The sequence below is a fragment of the Roseivivax sp. CAU 1753 genome, from assembly GCF_054482575.1.
Genome location: NZ_JBTLRF010000003.1, coordinates 225,952 through 244,974, shown reverse-complemented (window position 1 = coordinate 244,974; position 19,023 = coordinate 225,952). Strand labels below are relative to the sequence as shown.

The window sequence follows — 19,023 nt, the reverse complement described above, 5'->3', positions numbered from 1 at the left end:
CGCGATCGGGTTCGGCGATGACAGGGGCCTACGGGCCCCTCTCGCATGTCTGGGGGACGCATGACCATGGCACTGATTCTGGGATCAGGCTCACCGCGCAGGCTGGAATTGCTGGCCACGCTGGGCGTCGTGCCCGATGACGTGCGCCCGCCCGAGATCGACGAGACGCCCCACAAGGGGGAATTGCCGCGCCCCTATTGTGTGCGCATCGCGCGCCAGAAGGCCCTGGCCGTGACCGCCGGGCCCGACGACGTGGTGCTGTGCGCCGATACCACCGTGGCGCTGGGTCGGCGCATCTTGGGCAAACCCGAGGATGCGGGTGCGGCGGCGGCGTTTCTCTGGGCGCTGTCGGGGCGCAGGCACCGGGTGATCACCGCAGTGGCGCTGCGCAAGGGCGATCGCCTTTGGGAACGCGACGTGGTCAGTCAGGTCCGGATGAAGCCGCTTTCGGATGTCGAGGTGAACGGCTATCTGGCCACCGGCGACTGGCAGGGCAAGGCCGGGGGCTACGGCATCCAGGGCCCGGCGGGGGCGCTGATTCCGTGGATCCAGGGGTCGCATTCGGCGATTGTCGGTCTGCCACTGACTGAGACCGCGCATCTGTTGCAGGCGGCGGGCGTCAATTTCTGGAAGGAGGCCCACGCATGAAGGGGGCAGTGATTGCATTGGGCCGGGTCGGGCAGCGCGAGGCGGCGGCCCTGATGGTGGATGGCCGGCTTGAGGATCTGTTCCTCGAAGGCGACCAGCCCGCGGTCGGCACGATCTACCGCGCCATCGCCAACCGCCCGATGAAGGGGCAGGGCGGCATCTTCTGCGACACACCGGACGGGTCGGCCTATCTGCGCCAGATCCGGGGCATCTCGCCGGGCGATCCGCTTCTGGTGCAGGTCACGGGGCACGCAGAGCCGGGCAAGGCGGTGCCGGTGACGACGAAGCTGTTGTTCAAGTCGCGCTACGCCATCGTCACGCCGGGCGCGCCCGGGTTGAACATTTCGCGCCGGATCCGCGATGAAGACAGCCGCGATGCGCTGCTCGAGATCGCGCATCAGGTGATGACCGGCGATCACGGGCTGATCCTGCGGTCCTCCTGTGACGGGGCGGATGCCGATGCCATCGCCGAGGATATCGCCGCGATGCAGGATCTAGCGAAGCAGGTCATGGGCGATACCGGCAAGGGTGCCGAACTGCTGGTCGCGGGCGACGGTCCGCACCAGCTTGCCTGGCGGGAATGGACCATGGCGGCAAGTGTCGAGGACGCGCCCGACGCGTTCGAGGCCAGCGGCGTCGCCGATGCGCTGGCCGCGTTGGACAGCCCCGTGGTGCCGCTTCGGGCGGGCGGCAGCATGGCGGTCGAGGCGACCCGCGCGCTGGTTGCGGTGGATGTGAACACCGGCGGCGACACCTCGCCCGCGGCCGGGCTCAAGGTCACCATCGAGGCGCTGCGCGATCTGCCCCGGCAATTGCGGCTGCGCGGGCTGGGCGGTGTCATCGTCATCGACCCCGCGCCGTTCCCCAAGAAAGAGCGGCGGCAGATCGAAAGCGTCCTGCGCGCGGCGCTGAAATCCGACAGCGTCGAGACGAATTTCGTCGGCTGGACGCCGATGGGCAATATCGAACTGCAGCGCAAACGCGACCGGGTGGCGCTGTCGGCGGTGTCGGCATGAGCTGTCCGATCTGTTCCGCCCCGAGCGTCAAGGCCTACCGGCCCTTCTGTTCGCGGCGCTGCGCCGATCTGGACCTCGCCAAATGGTTTTCGGGCGGGTATGCGGTGCCCTCGGACGATCCCGAGGATATGGAAGAAGCGCTGGATGCCGCGCTTGCGGCCCGCGCGCGCGAGGACGGGGAGAGCACGCATTGAAACCGATCGAGGACCATGGGCAGCTCATTGAGCGCGTGCGCGCTCGCTTCGCCCATGTCGCGGAATGCCCGTTCACCGGTCCGCGCGTCTTCTTCGAGAATGCGGGTGGCGCGCTGACCCTGAATTCGGTGGTCGAAACCAGCGCAAAATTCGCCGCCATCCCCGACAACCAGGGCCGCGCCAACGCGGCATCGGCGGCATTGGTCGCGATCATCGAGGCGGCGCGGGATGACGCGCGGCTGTTCTTCAACGCGCAGGGTGGCCGCGTCGTGGTTGGCGAAAGCGGCACCGAACTGTTGTTCCGCCTCATTCGCGACGCCTGCCTTGGCGCACCCGAGGGCGGCATCGTTCTGGGCTCGACCGTCGAGCATCCGGCGTCCCGTTCGGCGGCGCAGCGCTGGGCCGGGATCACCGGGCGGCCCTGTGTGGCGGTGCCGCATGACGATGCGGAGGGCGGCGTCGCCGCCGACGCCTACGCCGCGCATGTCACGCCCGATACACGGGTGGCGACGATCCTGCACACCTCACCCGTCACCGGCATCGGCAACGACATCGCCGCCATTGCCGCTGCGATCCGGGCGGTGGCCCCCGACGCCTACATCATCGTCGACGGTATCCAGCACGCCTGTCACGGGCGCATCGACCTGGCCGCGGCGGGCGTCGATGGCTATGTCGTCTCGCCCTACAAGGTGTTTTCGCGCCACGGCTACGGCATCGCCTGGGCGTCGGACCGACTGGCGGCGCTGGCGCATGACGCGCTGATCGGCGCGCCGGACGCGCATTGGGAACTGGGCACCCGCGACACCGGGGCCTATGCGACCTTTAAGGATGTGGTGGCCTATTTCGACTGGCTTGGCGGCGAGGTCAGCGGCGCCACCGACCCCCGTGCGCGGATCGAGGCGGCGGGGGCTGCGATTGCCGCGCAAGAGCGGATGCTCTGCGAGGCGATGCTTTGGGGAACCGGCAACCTGCGCGGCCTGGCCGAGACCCGTGGCGTGACGGTGATCGGCGGGGCCGACAATGCCCATCGAGAGGGGCTGGTGACCTTTGCCGCAGAGGGGCGCGCGGCGGCAGAGATCGTGGCCGCGCTTGAGGCCGAGGGCGTGCGCGTCCATATCCGCAAGGCGGATCACTACTCGGGCAACATCCTGACGCCGCTGGGGATCGCGGCGGCGGTGCGGGTGTCGATGTGCCATTACAACACGCGCGCCGAAGTGGCGACGTTCCTTGCCGCGCTGGCGAAGATCCTAGGCTAGGTTTCGAACGCGCCTCCGGCCCGTCCAACCCGCGCGGGGGCGGCCCCCGCGACAGCCGTCAGCGCGCGTCGGAACTGGATGCCGGCACCGAACGCGCGGTGGTCACGAAGGCCAGCCCGGCCAGCACCATCAACGCACCGGCAAGGCCCGAGGCCGTCACCGGCTCCTGGACGAGGAAGGTGGCGAGCAGCCAGGCGGTGACCGGTTCGGCCAGCGCCAGCGTCACCGCTGTCGAGGCCGCGACCCGGGTCAGGCCCCAGGTGTAGAGCGCGTAGGACAGGCCCGTCGCCGCCACGCCCAGAAACAGGATCGCCCCCAGCGCCACGGGACCGGCGAGCCACGCCAGCGGCAGCACGAAAAGCGCGGGCAGGGTGACCAGCGCCGCGACGCCGAAGGTCGCGGCGGCGATGGCCGTCGAGGGCGCGCGACCGCCAATGCGGCTGGTGGCCAGCGAATAGGTCGCATAGCAGGCCCCCGCGCCCAGCGTCAGCGCAATGCCCAGCGGCGAGGCCACGCCGCCCGCCCCGGACACCGCCAGGACGCCGACCCCGAGGATCGACAGCAACAGTCCGACCGCGCGCATCGGCGGCGGCACCCGGGCCAGGAACAGCGCCTCATAGGCGGTGGCCCAGATCGGCGCGCTGCCGATGGTCAGTGCGGTGCCGACGCCGATGCCGGCCTCGGTGACGCCCCAGAAGAACAGCAGGTTGTAAAGACCGATGGCAATGCCCGCGAAGACGATGCCGCGCCAGGGAAGACGGGTCAGCGCGCGGCGGCTTTCGGGCTGTGCCAGCGCCAACGCCCAAAGCGCCACCGCTCCGACCAGAAGCCTGAGCGCGCCCACCGCCAACGGCGCACGGTCGGGCGGCAGGAAAGTCTGCACCGTGCCCGTCGTCCCCCAGAGGATCGCGGCGGCAAGGACCGCGGCAATGCCGATGCCGCGAGCTTGCGGTGTCATCCGCCCCGGTTGCCCTTGCGCGCGGCCTTTTCGGCCAGGCCCGAGCGTTTTTGACGGTTGTCAAGTTCGGCCATCACGTCCGCCAGCGGTACCTTGCGCGATTCCAGCATGACCAGGAAATGAAACAGCACGTCGGCGGCTTCGGAGGTCAGCGCGGCGCGGTCGCCCTTGGCGGCCTCGATGATCGCCTCGACCGCCTCTTCGCCGAACTTCTCGGCGCACTTCTCGGGGCCCTTGGCGAGCAGCTTGGCGGTCCAGCTTTCGCCCGGATCGGCCTTGGCGCGTTTGGCGATGGTGCGGGCCAGTTCCTCAAGGGTCATGGCCGCACCGCGATGCCGCGTTCGGCCATGTAGGACTTGGCCTCGCCGATGGTGAAATCGCCGAAGTGGAAGATCGACGCGGCCAGCACCGCCGATGCGCCGCCTTCGGTGACGCCCTCGACGAGGTGATCAAGCGTGCCGACACCGCCCGAGGCAATGACCGGGATCGTCACCGCGTTCGAGATGGCGCGGGTCAGCGGGATGTTGAAACCCGAGCGCGTGCCGTCCTTGTCCATCGAGGTCAGCAGGATCTCGCCCGCGCCCTTGGCCTGCATCGTCAGCGCGAAGTCGATGGCGTCGATGCCGGTTTCGCGCCTGCCGCCATGGGTGAAGATTTCCCATTTGTTGGGGCCCACGGACTTGGCGTCGATGGCGACCACGATGCACTGGCTGCCGAACTGGTCGGCGGCTTCGGAGACCACATCCGGGTTGGCCACCGCGGCGGAGTTGAAGCTGACCTTGTCGGCCCCGGCCAGCAGCAGGTTGCGCACATCCACGACCGAGCGGACCCCGCCGCCCACGGTGAGCGGGATGAACACCTGCTCGGCCGTGCGGGTCACCACGTCAAGCATGGTGTCGCGATCCTCGTGGCTGGCGGTGATGTCGAGAAAGCAGATCTCGTCGGCACCGGCGGCGTCATAGGCGCGCGCGGCATCGACGGGATCGCCAGCATCGCGCAGGTCGACGAAGTTGACCCCCTTGACCACGCGGCCATCGGCCACGTCGAGACAGGGAATGATCCGGGTCTTCAGCATTTCTCGGGTCCTTCTGGTTCCTTGGGGATATGCCGAAAGCGGGGCCGGATCACAAGAATGGCTGTGCGATTTGGCGACGCCTTTGGGCCAGGCGACGGGGTGCGTGGGATTTCGGGCGGTTTTTCGCGTCGATGTCAAAGTGGCCTTTCCGGCAGGCGTGGAACGGAATGGGCGGCGAGAGGGTTGGTGCGTCACACCCTCCGGAAGGAAAAACCATGCCCGTCCCCGCCGCACGCCTTGCCGCCATTTCGCTGATCGCCCTGACCGCGGGGTCCGCACAGGCGGATTATATCCGCACGCAAAGCGCCCATTCGGTCGAGATCACCATCGACAAGCTGGAAACAGCGGTGAAGAACGCGGGCGCGTCGATCTTCGCACGGGTCGATCACGCGGGCGGGGCGGCGAAGGTGGACATGGCGCTGGCCCCGGCCGAGTTGCTGATCTTCGGCAACCCCAAGCTTGGCACGCCCGCCATGCAGGACGACATCCGCGCCGGGACCCTGCTGCCGCTGCGGGTGCTGGCCTATGAGGATGCCGACGGGCAGGTCTGGGTCACCTATCAGGATCCGTCGGACATGTTCGCCGATCTCGAGATCGCGCCGGATGCGCCGTATCTGGGGATGATGACCGGCGCGCTGGAGAAGCTGACCGGAGCTGCCACGGCGGACTGACCGATCCCGGGCGGGGTTCTGCACCAGTTCACAGGCGAAGTCCCGGATCAGGTCCGGGACCCGGCTTCGACAGCGCCTAGCCGAGCGCCGCGAGGGCCGCCGAGAGATCGAGCGCGCCGTCGTAAAGCGCCCGCCCCGAGATCGCGCCCGCGATCACGCCGGTGTCGCGCAGCGCGATCAGGTCGTCCAGAGAGGACACCCCGCCCGACGCGATCACCGGGATCGACACGGCGCGCGCCAGCGCTTCGGTTGCGTCGATGTTGGGTCCGCCCATGGCGCCATCGCGGTTGATGTCCGTATAGATGATCGCCGCGACCCCGGCATCCTCGAAGCTTCTGGCAAGCTCTGTCACCTCGACATCGGTGTCCTCGGCCCAGCCCTTGGTCGCGATCTTGCCGCCCCGCGCGTCGATGCCGACGGCGACACGGCCCGGGAAGGCGCGCGCGGCCTCGCGCACGAGGCTTGGGTTTTCCACCGCGACCGTGCCCAGGATGACCCGCGCCAGGCCCTTGTCGATCCAGGCCTCGATGGTGGCCATGTCGCGGATGCCGCCGCCGAGCTGCGCGGGCACGCCGGGGCAGGCGGCAAGGATCGCCTCGACCGCCGCGGCATTGACCGGCGTACCGGCAAAGGCCCCGTTCAGATCGACCAGGTGCAGCCAGGCGCAGCCCGCCTCTGCGAAGGTGCGGGCCTGGGCGGCGGGATCGTCGTTGAAGACGGTCGATTTCTCCATGTCGCCGCGCAGAAGGCGCACGGCCTGGCCGTCCTTGATGTCGATAGCGGGGTAGAGGATCATGAGCGCGGTCCCTGAAAAGACTTTCGCGCCCAGATCGCATGACGGAACGGCACATGCAACGCGACCCTGCGTCAATCTTGATCGAAGCGCGGGGCCGGGCCACGGTGCCGATGTCTCATGGAGAGGAGGACAGCCATGAAAGCGATATTGACCGCCCTTGCGGGGCTGGCGCTGAGCGCGACCGCCGCATTCGCCGACCCGATCGAGGGCATCTGGAAAACCGAAGTCGATGACGGCGCCTACGCGCATGTGCAGATGCGCCCCTGCGGCGACAAGCTGTGCGGCGTGATCGTGCGCACCTTCAAGGGCGCGAGCGAATACGAGTCGCCCAACAAGGGCAAGACGCTGGTGCAGAACATGACCGCCCAGGGCGGCGGCAAGTACGAGGGCCGGGTCTGGCGTCCGTCGAACAACAAGATCTATCTCGGCAAGATGGATCTGTCGGGCAACACGCTGAAGCTGCGCGGCTGCGTCGCGGGCGGGCTGCTGTGTTCGAGCCAGAACTGGACGCGGGTGAACTGATCCCGCGCGGGCCGCGGGCGCGGGTCTGCGTATTTGGAAAATGGAAAGGCAGGGGCGTGGTCCCTGCCTTTTTTGCGTGGTTGCGGGTGGTCAGGGGGCCGTCAGGGTCACGTCGGCATGGATGACGCCGTCGCGGTCGACGATGGCGCCGAGGTCATGGGCGATGGGGGCCGCGAAGTCCGGGCTGTCGAAGACGAAGGTGTGAAATTCGCCGTTTTCGCCGCAGGGATCGACGCCGTCCGGCAAATCGGCGAGCAGGTCGGCATCCCACAGGCGGCCCGCGAAGGAGGCATCGAGTTGGCGTGGATCGCAGGTCACGATGCGCGCCCTGAGCCCGCTGTCGATCATCTCGCGCGCGCGCCGGGGGCTGAGGGCGCGGGTGCCGAAGATCGGGAAGAGCGGCGTGATGCCGGTGCCGTGCAACCGGGACGCGCGGTAGGCGCGGATATCCTCGAGGAAGAGATCCCCGAAGACCATGTGGGTGATGCCGCGGGCGGTCAGCGCCGCCACCGCGTCGGTCATGATCGCTTCGTAATCGGCGTTCGGGCAGGGCCAGGGCAGCGGCACCTCGATCAGCGGCAGGCCGAGCGCGGTCGCCTGCGCGCGCAGCAGGGACGGCCGGAGCCCGTGCATGGCAACGCGGGCGGAGGCCTGGTCGACGGTCGTGAAGAGCGCCTCGATCCGGGCCAGGCCCAGCCGGCGGCAGACCTGCAGCGCAAAGGCGCAATCCTTGCCCGACGACCAGGACAGCACCGCGCGCGGCGGGCTCAGGGGGTCCATTGCAGGAAGTTGGAGATCATCCTGAGGCCGGTGGCCGCGCTTTTTTCCGGGTGGAATTGCAACCCGATGCGGTTTTGCGAGCCGACGATGGCGGTGACTTCCTCGCCGTAGTCGCAATAGGCGATGCGGTGATCGGGATTGGCCATGCGGATCTGGTAGGAGTGCACGAAATAGGCGTGATCGCCGGTGCGCACGCCGTCGAGCACTGGGTGCGCCTGCTCGATCACCAGATCGTTCCAGCCCATATGCGGCACCTTGAGCGCGGGATCGGTGGGCGTGATCTTGAGCACCTCGCCATCGACCCAGCCAAGGCCGTCGCACTCGATATATTCGTGGCCCTTGCGTGCCATCAGCTGCATGCCGACGCAGATGCCCATGAAGGGGCGGCCTTTCTGCTCGACCGCCTCGACCAGCGCTTCATAGACGCCGTCCTTGCCCTTGAGGGCGGCGGCGCAGGCCGGGAAGGCCCCGTCGCCGGGCAGCACCAGCCGGTCCGCGCGGGCCACCACGTCGGCGCGGTCGGTGACGACAACCTCGCCGCCGCCGGTTTCGCGGGCCATCTTCTGGAACGCCTTGTCGGCGGAATGCAGGTTGCCGGATTCGTAGTCGATGATCGCCGTGAGCATGCTCAGAGCGCTCCTTTGGTCGAGGGAATGGCGTCGGACTTGCGGGGGTCGGGTTCGACCGCTTCGCGCAGGGCGCGGGCGACGGCCTTGAAGATGGCCTCGGCGATGTGGTGGCTGTTGATGCCGTGCAGCGCATCCACATGCAGGGTGATGCCGCCATGGGTCGCCAGCGCCTGGAAGAACTCGCGCACCAGTTCGGTATCGAAGCTGCCGATCTTCGTGGTGGGCAGATCGACGTTCCACACCAGGTAGGGTCGCGCCGAGAGATCAAGCGCCGCGCGCACCAGCGCGTCGTCCATCGGCAGGAGACAGGCCCCGTAGCGCCGGATGCCGCGCTTGTCGCCCAGGGCGTCGCGCAGGGCCTGGCCGAGGGCGATGCCCACATCCTCGACGCTGTGGTGATCGTCGATGTGCAGATCGCCGTCGCAGCGAACGGTCATGTCGATCAGCGCGTGGCGCGACAGCTGGTCCAGCATGTGGTCGAAAAACCCGATGCCGGTCCGGTTGTCGTATTCGCCGGTGCCATCGAGGTCGATGGACACCGAGATCGCGGTCTCGGCGGTCTTGCGGGTGATCTCGGCGCGGCGCATGGGGCGTGTCCTCCGGGGCTGGTTCAGCGCGCTTATAGGGGCGGCTCGGGGCGAGGAAAAGGCCGGGCTTGGCCCATTGTGCGCCCGCGGCTTCCGTGCCAGCTTGGGGTGTCCCGGCACGAGGAGGCCCCCATGAGCGTCTGCGTCTTCATCCAGATCCGCTGTACCCCCGGCAAAACCTACGAGGTGGCCGAGGAAATCGCGCTGCGCGAGTTGCATTCCGAACTGCATTCGACCTCGGGCGAGTATGACCTGCTGATGAAGCTGTATGTGCCGACCGGGCAGGATGTGGGCAAGTTCATCAACGAGAACCTGCTGGTCATTCCGGGGATCGAGCGGTCGTTGACGACGCTGACCTTCAAGGCGTTCTGAGGCGGGCAGAGCGGTCGGCAGGCCGACCATGACGCCGGAGGTGGAAAAGCCCGTCTCGCGTCGCGTGGATCTGCCGAAAGTGGTCGATGTCGTCTGTGAAAGCACCGTTCGGTTTTGACCGCCCGGCGCCCGACAGCGGACCTTTACCCAGGCGCCGACATATGTCTGCAGCGCGGACGAAGCCGACGCGTCCAGCGTCCCGGTGACTGTCTTATTGCGAGTCGCAAAACGCCAAGAGCGACACCGGATAAACCGCCCAATTTATTCGGCGCAGTTGATCGCGGTTTGCCAGCGTTTTCCTGCAAAGCACTGAAACCAAGAATTAATATGGGCCGTCGGCGCGGGGATTTTTACCCCTACTTGTCAAATGGCCTCGGATTGATCAAACTCTTGGTTAATTTTACCCGGTAGCCATCCGCATATTTAGCGGTGTCAATGCCCGGGATAAAAATTTTTCAGTGGAGGAAATACCGTGTTTTTTAACTCAGGTCTTCGCGCATTTTTTGTCGTTCTGTTCGCCCTGGCTGCCACGACACTGGCGGACGCGCAGGAACCCGAGATTGGTCCGATCGGGACCAGTCTGGCACACTCCGTTGGTCTGAACCAGAACGTGGTTGTGGTTATGTGTGAGTATCTGGGGGATGAAACGCCGTTCTTGCGTGCCGATCCTGCCGACCCAAGCACATTGGTGGAAGTTGAAAACGCCGAAGATTTCGTCGAGCTGATGGAAGGCGCGGTCAATCGCTACTATCTGGACGCAACCCATCAACCGGTCGCAGGGCAGGGTGTGACGTCTTTTGCATTCATCCCGGTTCCGGGAAAGTGCCAGTTTGATTTCGAAAACAGCGGCACGGTCGATGATCCGACAACCATGCAGAACGAGTTCTTCCAGGGCGCGCGTTTTGCCGATGAGGCACTGCCCGGCGTATTCGATACGGTGTCTCGGGTTATTGTCATCGTCAATGGAAAAAAGCGGGCGCGGGCGACCTGGGTACACTGGCCATTCGTATTGCCGAAATCCGGGGTCAAGATGCTCCGAGCCGCGGTGATTGGGACCGACGAAGTTGCCGAAACGGATTTCAGCACCATCGGGCACGAATTGGGCCACCAGCTTGGGTTGCCTGACCTTTATCAACTTGACGGTGAGCCGGGGCGTTTGGTCGGGCAATGGGGGGAAATGGCGCAGGACCGGATGCAGAATTTCACGGCCTATTCCCGCTACATGGCCAACTGGATCGAAGACCCTGGCAACCGGGTGATCACCATTACGCCGTCGACCGTGCCTGCCGGTCCGATCCGCTTGGACACCCCTGGAAATGACAATGGAAACCCCGAACTTATCCGCATCGACGCCAGCAGCATGGAGGCGTCACCTCTGCCCAGCCCGTTCAGCGATCTGATCGGGTATTTCGTGCCGTTTATCGGGTATTACGTCGAATTCAGAAATCCATCGGCAACGCCACTGGATGCCGCAATCGCCGCAAATGGCTACAATCGCGGCATGGTGGTCTTTCGGCATACGGATTGGCTGAACACCGAAACCGGGTTTTCGCCACGCCCCCTGACCCTGATGCATCCGACCGAACCCGCCCCGGTGACAACGCCTTCGACGGCTGCGTTTCCGGTGGGCGCACCTTTCGTGGATCCGGCGCTGGGGCTGACAGTCACCCCGATTGGTGCAAATGCGGATGGCAGCATCAACGTGTTCATCACCTGGACGCCGCCGCCGCGCCCGGACATTGTCATCACCGATTTGCGTCTGGACAGCCCGGTCAACGGGTTGGGCGTATTTGTCGAACCTCTGCTGTTTGGCGATCCGCTGATGAGTACGACAACGATGACGCTGTCCAGCCTGCCGCCTTCGGTCACAACGGTGACGCCGCCGCACAGCATGCGCATCAGCTTTCGAAATATCGGCAGCGCTGCCAACCCAGCCGGAATGTCCGGTGAGCTGTGGTTGTTGGAGCCGAACATACCCATTCCATTCGATCTGACCGATCCGACCAGCTTGCTGCCTTTCAGAACCGCAAGCATCCCGTTTACGGTACCGGTTATGGCCTCAGGCGGGACGTCGACCGTGACCACCACGATCACTCCGTCGGATTCCTTTATTGCCATCGCGATCATTCACATCAATTCGGCAGAGACGGATCTGCAACTCTTAAACAACGTCTATTATGAGCCTTTTCTGGAGATCCCGGTCCTGGCATTTGCCAGCCCGTATCCATCTCTTGATATCGACCAGAGCGTGATCAATATCGACAAGCGCGACCACTTGATTGCCTTTTCGATGAATCTGCCAAAGCCGCTGCCTGAGGGCTGGAAACTGGACGTGATGGAAAACGCGCGGATGTTCTTGAAAACTGGCGAGTCCGGACACTTCAAGCTGAGCTTTACGCCCCCATTGCCCGATGTCCTGAAGCCGGGTCAGATCGGGACACTGGCGACCACCGCGTGGATGGACGAAGGAGACAGTTTTGTTCCGGTCATGAACATCCCCCGATACTTCATGCTGACGGCCACGACCGCCGTTTCGCTGAATGTTACTGGCGGGGGCAACAAATATGAGCTGTCGGGCAAGCTTGTCCAGATGAGCAATGGGGCCGCTGTCGATGCGCTGGCCGATCAGCGTGTGAACCTGACGGTGTCCCGCGCAAATGGCAGTGATATACAACTCACCGCAACCACCGGTGCAGACGGGCGCTATGGCACTTCGTTTATCGTCGATACGCTTGGCGATGTTCACGCCGCCATTGCCCAATTCCCCGGAACACCGCAGTTCGCCGAGTCGATTTCAGAGCCGGTGGTGTTCTTTCAGCCCGTGGACCCCGCACCAGAAATCTCGTCCCTGCGCGCGATATGGAAGCAAGGCAAGTTGTTGTTGGAGGTCAGGCTGACGGCAGCGTCGCGCACGCCTGTGGCCCTCAAGGTCGAAAGCAGCAATCTCAGGCAAGCAAAGGCGCCCCCGATCCGGATCGAGGCCGGAGAAACGACGGGCTTCAGCGAAGTGCAGTTCGCCAACACCAACCAGCGCGCCACCCCGATGCGTTTTACCGTCAGTTGGAAGGGAAAAACGCTTTCTGCCAAGGTTTCACCGACGCGGCCCGGGGCATTCGGGGATCTGTTGCGCGACCGGTGATCCATGCGCACCCTTGGGTAAACGCCTATGATCCTCGCCCACTTCGGTTGGGTGCAATCAGGCGTTAGGTTAATGGGGGCGGCATCGTCGCCTGCGGGTGACGGCGAACCTGCACGACATGCTGCGGCAGCAAGCCAAAGATCTCGATGCATAAAAAGTGGTCAAGTCGGGCGTGGCGGTTGCCTGTCGGTCACCCGAAGCAACGTGGCGTTCGCCATCGGCGCGCGGACCATCGATCCGGCACGAGGGCGACGGGAGCGTGACCGGGAAAGTCGCGAAGATCACGGTGACTTGGGCGGTCACAATGAATTGGGTCCGATGGAGCGGGCGAGGCGATTCGAACGCCCGACCCTAACCTTGGCAAGGTTATGCTCTACCCCTGAGCTACGCCCGCATATCCATCGGCGGTCTCGATTTGGAGCGGGCGAGGCGATTCGAACGCCCGACCCTAACCTTGGCAAGGTTATGCTCTACCCCTGAGCTACGCCCGCTAACCAATCGAGTGACGGGGATGTAGAAAATCGCGCCGCGCGCTGCAAGGGGAAAATGCCCCGGGCCGTCGCGATTTTTTGTGCCGGGGGCGGCGCGCTACCACAGGCTGTGCGCCACAAGCGCCAGAGATGTCGCAAGGATCATCAGCAATGTCAGCACCATGCCGCCCGAGCGGAGCGGCATCGACGGGGTCTCGCGGGTCAGCGCCAGACCGTGCATCGCCCGGCCCAGAAGCAGCGACAGCCCGGCCAGGTGCAGCGCGATTGCGGGCGCGCCCATCAACTCGGTCACAAGCAGCAGCACCAGCCCGAGCGGCGCGAACTCGGCGAAATTGGCATGCGCCCGGATGCGGCGGGTCAGCGCGGTATCGCCGCCATCGCCAAGCGAGGTCCTGGTCTCGCCCCGGCGCGTGATCACGCGCCATGTCAGCGCCAGATAGACAAGGCCCAGAAGCCCGGCATAGACCGGAGTCACGGCGACCTGCATAACGGTCTCCATCAACGCGACCTCTCGTCTTTTTCGACCGCGCCGCCCTGGGCGACCCAATCGTTGAAGCCGTCCTTCATATGCGCGCACTCGAACCCCATCTTCTGCAACTGGAAGACCGCCAACGCGGACCGCCATCCGCTGGCGCAATGCAGCACGAAGCGCTTGTTCTGCTGGGCAAAAACATCGCGGTGATAGGGGCTTTCGGGGTCGATCCAGAACTCGAGCATGCCGCGCGGCGCATGGACCGACCCGGGAATGAAACCGGCCTTGGCGCGTTCGCGCACATCGCGGATGTCGACGAAGATCACGTCGGGCTCTTTCGCCATGGCGAGGGCCTCGTGGGTGGTGACTTCCGGGATTTGGCTGCGCGCTTCGGCAACGAGGTCGGCAGCGGTGATCTTGAGGCTGGTCATAAGTTCTGCGGGTCCTGTCGTGAAGCTCGGTCAAGGGTGCGGGAGCGAACCGGCAAAGGCAAGGGCGCGGGCACGCGGCGCAGAGGCTGCGGCACCGGGGCGGTCAGGGGTGGGCCGTCCGGTCCCTGACGCGCCCGGTTGCGGACGCGCCGGGGCCGGCTCAGGCCTCGTATTCCACCAGCAGGTCCTTGGCGTCGATCTGCGCGCCGGGCGCGGCGTGCACGGCCTTGACCACGGCGTCGCGTTCGGCGTGCAGCCCGGTTTCCATCTTCATCGCCTCGATGGTCAGCAGCAGGTCGCCCTTCTTGACCGGCTTGCCCGCCTCTGCCGCGACGGTCGCCACCACCCCGGGCATCGGCGCGCCGACATGGTTCGGGTTGCCAGGCTCGGCCTTGGGGGCCACGGCCCGGCCTCCGATCTTTTCGCGGTCGATCACCCGGACCGACCGGGGCTGGCCGTTCAGTTCGAAGAACACCCGCACCTCGCCGTTGTCCTGGGTCTCGCCCAGCGCGATCAGCCGGATTTCGAGCGTCTTGCCGGGGTCGATCTCGGCGGTGATCTCCTCTCCGGGTTCCATGCCGTAAAAGAACGTCCGCGTCGGCAGGGTGCGCACCGGGCCGTATTGCTGATGGCGGCCGAAATAGTCGGTGAAGACCTTGGGATACATCAGATAGGCGTTCAGATCCTCGTCGTCGAAGGTTGCATCCTCGAACTTGGCCGACAATTCCGCGCGGGCGGCTTCGAAATCGACCGGCGGAAGATGCTTGCCGGGGCGGTCGGTGAACGGCGCCTCGCCCTTCAGCACCTTTTTCTGGATCGCCTCCGGCCAGCCGCCCGGGGGTTGCCCGAGGCTGCCGCGCATCATGTCGATCACCGAGTCGGGAAACGAGATGTCGCGCGCGGGATCCTCGACATCGGCACGGGTCAGGTTCTGCGACACCATCATCAGCGCCATGTCGCCCACCACTTTCGACGACGGCGTGACCTTCACGATGTCGCCGAACATCTGGTTCACCTGGGCATAGGTATGGGCGACCTCGTGCCAGCGTTCCTCGAGCCCCATCGAGCGTGCCTGCGCCTTGAGGTTGGTGAACTGCCCGCCCGGCATTTCGTGCAGGTAAACCTCGGAGGCGGGGGCCTGCAGCGAGGATTCGAAGGCCGCGTATTGGCCGCGCACCGCCTCCCAGTAGTTGGAAATCTCGCGGATCGACTCGATATCGAGGCCGGTTTCGCGCGGGGTAAAGCGCATCGCCTCGACGATGGAACCCAGCGTCGGCTGCGAGGTGTTGCCCGACAGCGCATCCATCGCCGCATCGACCGCGTCGACGCCAGCCTCGGCGGCGGCCATGACGGTCGCGATGGCGGCACCCGAGGTGTCGTGCGTGTGGAAGTGAATGGGCAGGCCGACCTCGTTCTTCAGCGCGGTGATCAGCGGCCCGGCGGCGGCGGGTTTCAGCAGGCCCGCCATGTCTTTCAGTCCGAGAATATGCGCGCCCGCGTCGCGCAGGTCCTTGCCCATGGCGACGTAATACTTGAGGTCGTACTTGGCGCGGTCGGGATCGTTGATGTCGCCGGTATAGCAGATCGCGCCTTCGCAGACCTTGCCGGTCTCGAGCACCGCATCCATCGCGACGCGCATGTTCTCGACCCAGTTCAGCGAATCGAAGACCCGGAACACATCGACCCCAGAAAGCGCGGCCTGTTTGACGAAACCCTGGACCACGTTGTCGGGGTAGTTGGTGTATCCGACCCCGTTCGAGGCGCGCAGCAGCATCTGCGTCATCAGGTTCGGCATCTTGGCGCGAATGTCGCGCAGACGCTGCCACGGGCATTCCTGCAGGAAACGGAAGGCGACGTCGAAGGTGGCCCCGCCCCAGCATTCTACCGAGAAAAGCTGCGGCAGGTTCGCGGCATAGCTGGGTGCCACCTTGATCATATCGAGCGAGCGCATCCGCGTGGCCAGCAGCGACTGGTGCCCGTCGCGCATGGTGGTGTCGGTGATCAGCAGCTGTGTCTGCGCGGCCATCCAGTCGGCCACCGCTTGCGGGCCCTTTTCCTCAAGCAGGTTGCGGGTGCCTGGGGCGGGCGTGTCGACCTTCGGCACCGGCGCGCGGGCGGGCTTGAGATCGGGCGCGGGGCGGGCACGGCCCTTGGTCTCGGGGTGTCCGTTGACGGTGATGTCGGCGATATAGGTCAGCACCTTGGTGCCGCGATCCTGACGCGGCTTGAAGTCGAACAACTCGGGCGTGTTGTCGATGAAGGTGGTGGTGTACTGGTTGTTGAGGAAGGTCGGATGCCGCAGCAGGTTTTCGACGAACTCGATATTGGTCGATACCCCCCGGATACGGAACTCGCGCAGCGCCCGGTCCATCCGCTTGATCGCCTTTTCCGGCGTCGCGGCCCAGGCGGTGACCTTGACCAGCAGCGAATCGTAATAGCGGGTGATCACACCCCCGGTATAGGCGGTGCCGCCATCAAGCCGGATGCCCATGCCGGTGGCCGAGCGGTAGGCGCTGAGGCGGCCGTAATCGGGGATGAAGTTGTTGGCCGGATCCTCGGTGGTGATCCGGGTCTGAAGCGCGTGCCCGTTGAGCGTGATGTCGGCCTGCGACGCCTTGCCGGTGGCCTCGGCCAGGTCCTTGCCCTCGGCGATCATGATCTGCGCCTGCACGATGTCGATGCCGGTCACTTCCTCGGTGACGGTGTGTTCGACCTGCACCCGCGGATTGACCTCGATGAAGTAGAAGGCGTCGGTGTCCATATCCATCAGGAACTCGACGGTGCCGGCGCATTCGTAGTTCACATGGGCGCAGATCTTGCGGCCCAGTTCGCAGATCTCGGCGCGCTGGGCGTCGGTCAGGTAGGGGGCCGGGGCGCGTTCGACGACCTTCTGGTTGCGGCGCTGGACCGAGCAGTCGCGTTCGTAGAGATGGTAGATGTTGCCCATCTTGTCGCCGAGGATCTGCACCTCGACGTGGCGCGCGCGGGTGATCATCTTTTCGAGGTAGCCCTCCCCGTTGCCAAAGGCGGCCTCGGCCTCGCGGCGACCTTCGCGGACCATGTCTTCCAGCACGTCCTCGGAGGGGATGGGCCGCATGCCGCGCCCGCCGCCGCCCCAGGACGCCTTGAGCATCAAGGGGTAGCCGACCGCGCGGGCCTCGGCGCGGATCGCGTCCATGTCATCGCCCAGCACCTCGGTGGCGGGAATGACCGGCACGCCCGCCTCGATGGCGACCCGGCGGGCGCTGGCCTTGTCGCCCAGCGCCCGCATGGTTTCGGCGCGCGGGCCGATGAAGACGATCCCGGCGGCGTCGCAGGCATCGACAAATTCGGGGTTTTCCGACAGCAGGCCATAGCCCGGGTGGATCGCGTCGGCGCCGGATTCGCGGGCGACGCGGATGATGTCGGGGATCGACAGGTAGGCCTGGACCGGGCCGAGCCCCTCGCCGATGCGGTAGGCCTCATCGGCCTTGAAGCGGTGCAGCCCCAGCTTGTCCTGTTCGGCGAAGACCGCGACGGTCTTCTTTCCCATCTCGTTGGCCGCACGCATGATGCGGATCGCGATCTCTCCGCGATTGGCGATGAGAATCTTCTGGAACTCGGGCATTGGGCGTCCTTCTGGCGTTGGCGTGACGGTATTTTATGGAACTGCGACGGGTCACTCAACCGGGCGTCGGCAGAAGCGCATGTCCGCGCAGGTCTTTCGGGTGCGCGACACCCAATTGGCCTAAATTTGCGGCAAGATCGCTGGTCAGGATATGAACGAGGTGCGCGGGCCCCTTGGGGCCAAGGGCGGCGAGCGCATAGTGCCAGGCCCGGCCCAGCATGACGAAATCCGCCCCGAGCGCGATGGCGCGCAGGATGTCGAGACCGCCGTCGATGCCGCTGTCGAACAGGATCGGCAGGTCGGTGGCGGCGCGGATGGCGGGCAGGGCGTCGATGCTGGCGGGGGCCGCGTCGAACTGCCGCCCGGCATGGTTCGACACCCAGAGCGCGTCGACCCCCTCATCCGCCAGCCGTTTTGCATCTGAGGCGCGCAGCACGCCCTTGACCACAAGCGGTCCGTCCCAATGGTCGCGCAGCCAGCGCAGGTAGTCCCAGTCGGGGGCGGTGCGCAGCAGATAGCCCACATGCGCGGTCGACGAGAGGCTTTGCGTCGTGGCGGTGTACCGGTCAAGCGACTCCATCCGGGGCAGCGCGCCGCGCCGCGCCATCGCCAACGCCCAAGCGGGCCGCAGCGCGGTCTGGGCCAAGAGCCGCGCCGTCAGCTTCGGGGGTTGGGTCAATCCGCCCTTCACCTGCCGTTCGCGGCGCGAGGCCACGGGCACGTCGACGGTCAGCACCAGGGTCGAGAAGCCGGAGGTTTTCGCGCGGCTCAGAAAGTCGCGCCGGATCTCGGGGTCGCGGGGCGGATAAAGCTGGTACCAGCCGCGCCCGCCCGTATGCGGCCCGACCGTTTCGGGTGTCGTGGCGGCCACGGTCGACAGCGTGTAGGGCAGGCCCGCGTCGGTCGCGGCCCGGGCCAGGATGGTTTCGGCATCGGGCCAGATCAGGCCCGACATGCCCACGGGCGCGATCCCGAACGGCGCGGCATAGGTCTCGCCCAGCAGCGTCGTGGCAAGCGCGGGCGCCACTTCCCCGTGCAGGATCGAGGGGGCGAAGGTGATCCGGTCGAGGCTTTCGCGGTTCCGGCGCTGCGTCGCCTCGCGGCCGGTCGCGCTGTCGAGGTAATCCCAGACAAAGCGCGGCAGCCGCGCCTGCGCGCGGGCCTTGAGGTCGGAGATGGCGGGGTATCGGCTGTCATTTTTCATGGTGTCCGCATTAGCCTGTGCGTCGAGGGCTTTGTCCAGAAGGCTGCGAACGGCGCAGGCATATCTGGCCCGCTGATCGTGCCGATCACCGGGCGGGGGGGGGGGGGGGGGGGGGGGGGGGGGGGGGGGGGGGGGGGGGGGGGGGGGGGGGGGGGGGGGGGGGGGGAGAGGGAGG

19 protein-coding genes and 2 tRNA genes are annotated in these 19,023 nt (G+C 66.1%); 8 read left to right on the top strand and 13 right to left on the bottom strand.

What is annotated here, in order from left to right:
- The first annotated feature begins 66 nt into the window (after positions 1–66).
- Genes ACXYMN_RS08690 through ACXYMN_RS08675 form a run of 4 tightly spaced genes read left to right on the top strand, consistent with a single transcriptional unit; the run spans position 67 to position 3,114 of the window.
- The gene (locus tag ACXYMN_RS08690) at positions 67–648 is read left to right on the top strand and encodes a Maf family protein (RefSeq protein WP_459013182.1); all 582 of its coding nucleotides are present in this window, start codon (positions 67–69) and stop codon (positions 646–648) included.
- On the top strand, positions 645–1,664 hold the full coding sequence (locus ACXYMN_RS08685; protein ID WP_459013181.1) for a ribonuclease E/G: 1,020 nt from the start codon (positions 645–647) through the stop codon (positions 1,662–1,664). The genes ACXYMN_RS08690 and ACXYMN_RS08685 overlap by 4 nt, the downstream gene beginning before the upstream one ends.
- Positions 1,661–1,858, top strand: coding sequence for a DNA gyrase inhibitor YacG (locus ACXYMN_RS08680; protein WP_459013180.1), 198 nt, complete (start codon positions 1,661–1,663; stop codon positions 1,856–1,858). Before ACXYMN_RS08685 ends, ACXYMN_RS08680 begins: the two co-directional genes overlap by 4 nt.
- A complete protein-coding gene (locus tag ACXYMN_RS08675; RefSeq protein ID WP_459013179.1) occupies positions 1,855–3,114 on the top strand; it encodes an aminotransferase class V-fold PLP-dependent enzyme in 1,260 nt (419 codons plus the stop codon). The genes ACXYMN_RS08680 and ACXYMN_RS08675 overlap by 4 nt, the downstream gene beginning before the upstream one ends.
- Before the next feature lie 58 nt (positions 3,115–3,172).
- Here the strand turns inward: ACXYMN_RS08675 and ACXYMN_RS08670 are convergent, their stop codons facing one another.
- The 3 genes from ACXYMN_RS08670 to hisF are packed head-to-tail and all read right to left on the bottom strand — an operon-like array spanning position 3,173 to position 5,147.
- Positions 3,173–4,072 carry a DMT family transporter gene (locus ACXYMN_RS08670; protein ID WP_459013178.1) on the bottom strand — a complete coding sequence of 300 codons (900 nt, stop codon included), beginning with the start codon at positions 4,070–4,072 and terminating at the stop codon, positions 3,173–3,175.
- Positions 4,069–4,392: a phosphoribosyl-ATP diphosphatase gene (locus ACXYMN_RS08665; protein ID WP_459013176.1), complete on the bottom strand. Its 324-nt coding sequence runs from the start codon at positions 4,390–4,392 to the stop codon at positions 4,069–4,071. The genes ACXYMN_RS08670 and ACXYMN_RS08665 overlap by 4 nt, the downstream gene beginning before the upstream one ends.
- Entirely contained in the window at positions 4,389–5,147 is a 759-nt protein-coding gene (hisF, locus tag ACXYMN_RS08660; RefSeq protein ID WP_459013174.1) for an imidazole glycerol phosphate synthase subunit HisF, read from the bottom strand. Before hisF ends, ACXYMN_RS08665 begins: the two co-directional genes overlap by 4 nt.
- Positions 5,148–5,362: 215 nt before the next feature.
- Here hisF and ACXYMN_RS08655 point away from each other — a divergent pair, with 215 nt between their 5' ends.
- Positions 5,363–5,818, top strand: coding sequence for a DUF302 domain-containing protein (locus tag ACXYMN_RS08655; RefSeq protein WP_459013173.1), 456 nt, complete (start codon positions 5,363–5,365; stop codon positions 5,816–5,818).
- Between the two features lie 76 nt (positions 5,819–5,894).
- On the opposite strand, the gene hisA is transcribed toward ACXYMN_RS08655, so the two are convergent.
- A complete protein-coding gene (gene hisA / locus ACXYMN_RS08650; RefSeq protein ID WP_459013172.1) occupies positions 5,895–6,614 on the bottom strand; it encodes a 1-(5-phosphoribosyl)-5-[(5-phosphoribosylamino)methylideneamino]imidazole-4-carboxamide isomerase in 720 nt (239 codons plus the stop codon).
- 135 nt (positions 6,615–6,749) lie between these two features.
- On the opposite strand from hisA, the gene ACXYMN_RS08645 reads away from it, so the two are divergent.
- Positions 6,750–7,136: a DUF2147 domain-containing protein gene (locus ACXYMN_RS08645; RefSeq protein ID WP_459013170.1), complete on the top strand. Its 387-nt coding sequence runs from the start codon at positions 6,750–6,752 to the stop codon at positions 7,134–7,136.
- Positions 7,137–7,226: 90 nt separating this feature from the next.
- Here the strand turns inward: ACXYMN_RS08645 and ACXYMN_RS08640 are convergent, their stop codons facing one another.
- The 3 genes from ACXYMN_RS08640 to hisB are packed head-to-tail and all read right to left on the bottom strand — an operon-like array spanning position 7,227 to position 9,132.
- Positions 7,227–7,916, bottom strand: coding sequence for a Dph6-related ATP pyrophosphatase (locus ACXYMN_RS08640; RefSeq protein ID WP_459013169.1), 690 nt, complete (start codon positions 7,914–7,916; stop codon positions 7,227–7,229).
- Positions 7,904–8,542, bottom strand: coding sequence for an imidazole glycerol phosphate synthase subunit HisH (gene hisH, locus ACXYMN_RS08635; RefSeq protein ID WP_459013168.1), 639 nt, complete (start codon positions 8,540–8,542; stop codon positions 7,904–7,906). Before hisH ends, ACXYMN_RS08640 begins: the two co-directional genes overlap by 13 nt.
- Before the next feature lie 2 nt (positions 8,543–8,544).
- Positions 8,545–9,132 (bottom strand): imidazoleglycerol-phosphate dehydratase HisB, encoded by a 588-nt coding sequence (gene hisB / locus ACXYMN_RS08630; protein ID WP_459013166.1) that lies wholly within the window; start codon positions 9,130–9,132, stop codon positions 8,545–8,547.
- Positions 9,133–9,264: 132 nt separating this feature from the next.
- Between hisB and ACXYMN_RS08625 the strand changes: the two genes are divergently transcribed.
- Positions 9,265–9,504 (top strand): Lrp/AsnC family transcriptional regulator, encoded by a 240-nt coding sequence (locus ACXYMN_RS08625; RefSeq protein ID WP_459013165.1) that lies wholly within the window; start codon positions 9,265–9,267, stop codon positions 9,502–9,504.
- A gap of 472 nt (positions 9,505–9,976) precedes the next feature.
- Positions 9,977–12,643 carry a metallopeptidase domain-containing protein gene (locus tag ACXYMN_RS08620; protein WP_459013164.1) on the top strand — a complete coding sequence of 889 codons (2,667 nt, stop codon included), beginning with the start codon at positions 9,977–9,979 and terminating at the stop codon, positions 12,641–12,643.
- A 319-nt stretch (positions 12,644–12,962) separates the two neighbouring features.
- Here ACXYMN_RS08620 and ACXYMN_RS08615 read toward each other — a convergent pair.
- The 6 genes from ACXYMN_RS08615 to ACXYMN_RS08590 all read right to left on the bottom strand — a co-directional run bounded on the left by ACXYMN_RS08615 (position 12,963) and on the right by ACXYMN_RS08590 (position 18,848).
- Positions 12,963–13,037: transfer RNA gene (locus ACXYMN_RS08615), tRNA-Gly, on the bottom strand.
- 22 nt (positions 13,038–13,059) lie between these two features.
- A tRNA-Gly gene (locus ACXYMN_RS08610) sits at positions 13,060–13,134 on the bottom strand.
- Positions 13,135–13,231: 97 nt separating this feature from the next.
- On the bottom strand, positions 13,232–13,621 hold the full coding sequence (locus tag ACXYMN_RS08605; RefSeq protein WP_459013163.1) for an MAPEG family protein: 390 nt from the start codon (positions 13,619–13,621) through the stop codon (positions 13,232–13,234).
- A gap of 11 nt (positions 13,622–13,632) precedes the next feature.
- Entirely contained in the window at positions 13,633–14,037 is a 405-nt protein-coding gene (locus ACXYMN_RS08600; protein WP_459013161.1) for a rhodanese-like domain-containing protein, read from the bottom strand.
- 160 nt (positions 14,038–14,197) lie between these two features.
- Positions 14,198–17,644, bottom strand: coding sequence for a pyruvate carboxylase (locus ACXYMN_RS08595; protein ID WP_459013160.1), 3,447 nt, complete (start codon positions 17,642–17,644; stop codon positions 14,198–14,200).
- Between the two features lie 55 nt (positions 17,645–17,699).
- On the bottom strand, positions 17,700–18,848 hold the full coding sequence (locus ACXYMN_RS08590) for an alpha-hydroxy acid oxidase (RefSeq protein ID WP_459013159.1): 1,149 nt from the start codon (positions 18,846–18,848) through the stop codon (positions 17,700–17,702).
- Positions 18,849–19,023: the final 175 nt, after the last annotated feature.

Bases quoted from the DNA above. Each gene is read 5' to 3' on its own strand.
- ACXYMN_RS08690 (WP_459013182.1), top strand. From the start codon at position 67: ATGGCACTGATTCTGGGATCAGGCTCACCGCGCAGGCTGGAATTGCTG.
- ACXYMN_RS08685 (WP_459013181.1), top strand. From the start codon at position 645: ATGAAGGGGGCAGTGATTGCATTGGGCCGGGTCGGGCAGCGCGAGGCG.
- ACXYMN_RS08680 (WP_459013180.1), top strand. From the start codon at position 1,661: ATGAGCTGTCCGATCTGTTCCGCCCCGAGCGTCAAGGCCTACCGGCCC.
- ACXYMN_RS08670 (WP_459013178.1), bottom strand. From the start codon at position 4,072: ATGACACCGCAAGCTCGCGGCATCGGCATTGCCGCGGTCCTTGCCGCC.
- ACXYMN_RS08665 (WP_459013176.1), bottom strand. From the start codon at position 4,392: ATGACCCTTGAGGAACTGGCCCGCACCATCGCCAAACGCGCCAAGGCC.
- hisF (WP_459013174.1), bottom strand. From the start codon at position 5,147: ATGCTGAAGACCCGGATCATTCCCTGTCTCGACGTGGCCGATGGCCGC.
- ACXYMN_RS08655 (WP_459013173.1), top strand. From the start codon at position 5,363: ATGCCCGTCCCCGCCGCACGCCTTGCCGCCATTTCGCTGATCGCCCTG.
- hisA (WP_459013172.1), bottom strand. From the start codon at position 6,614: ATGATCCTCTACCCCGCTATCGACATCAAGGACGGCCAGGCCGTGCGC.
- ACXYMN_RS08645 (WP_459013170.1), top strand. From the start codon at position 6,750: ATGAAAGCGATATTGACCGCCCTTGCGGGGCTGGCGCTGAGCGCGACC.
- ACXYMN_RS08640 (WP_459013169.1), bottom strand. From the start codon at position 7,916: ATGGACCCCCTGAGCCCGCCGCGCGCGGTGCTGTCCTGGTCGTCGGGC.
- hisH (WP_459013168.1), bottom strand. From the start codon at position 8,542: ATGCTCACGGCGATCATCGACTACGAATCCGGCAACCTGCATTCCGCC.
- hisB (WP_459013166.1), bottom strand. From the start codon at position 9,132: ATGCGCCGCGCCGAGATCACCCGCAAGACCGCCGAGACCGCGATCTCG.
- ACXYMN_RS08625 (WP_459013165.1), top strand. From the start codon at position 9,265: ATGAGCGTCTGCGTCTTCATCCAGATCCGCTGTACCCCCGGCAAAACC.
- ACXYMN_RS08605 (WP_459013163.1), bottom strand. From the start codon at position 13,621: ATGCAGGTCGCCGTGACTCCGGTCTATGCCGGGCTTCTGGGCCTTGTC.
- ACXYMN_RS08600 (WP_459013161.1), bottom strand. From the start codon at position 14,037: ATGACCAGCCTCAAGATCACCGCTGCCGACCTCGTTGCCGAAGCGCGC.
- ACXYMN_RS08595 (WP_459013160.1), bottom strand. From the start codon at position 17,644: ATGCCCGAGTTCCAGAAGATTCTCATCGCCAATCGCGGAGAGATCGCG.
- ACXYMN_RS08590 (WP_459013159.1), bottom strand. From the start codon at position 18,848: ATGAAAAATGACAGCCGATACCCCGCCATCTCCGACCTCAAGGCCCGC.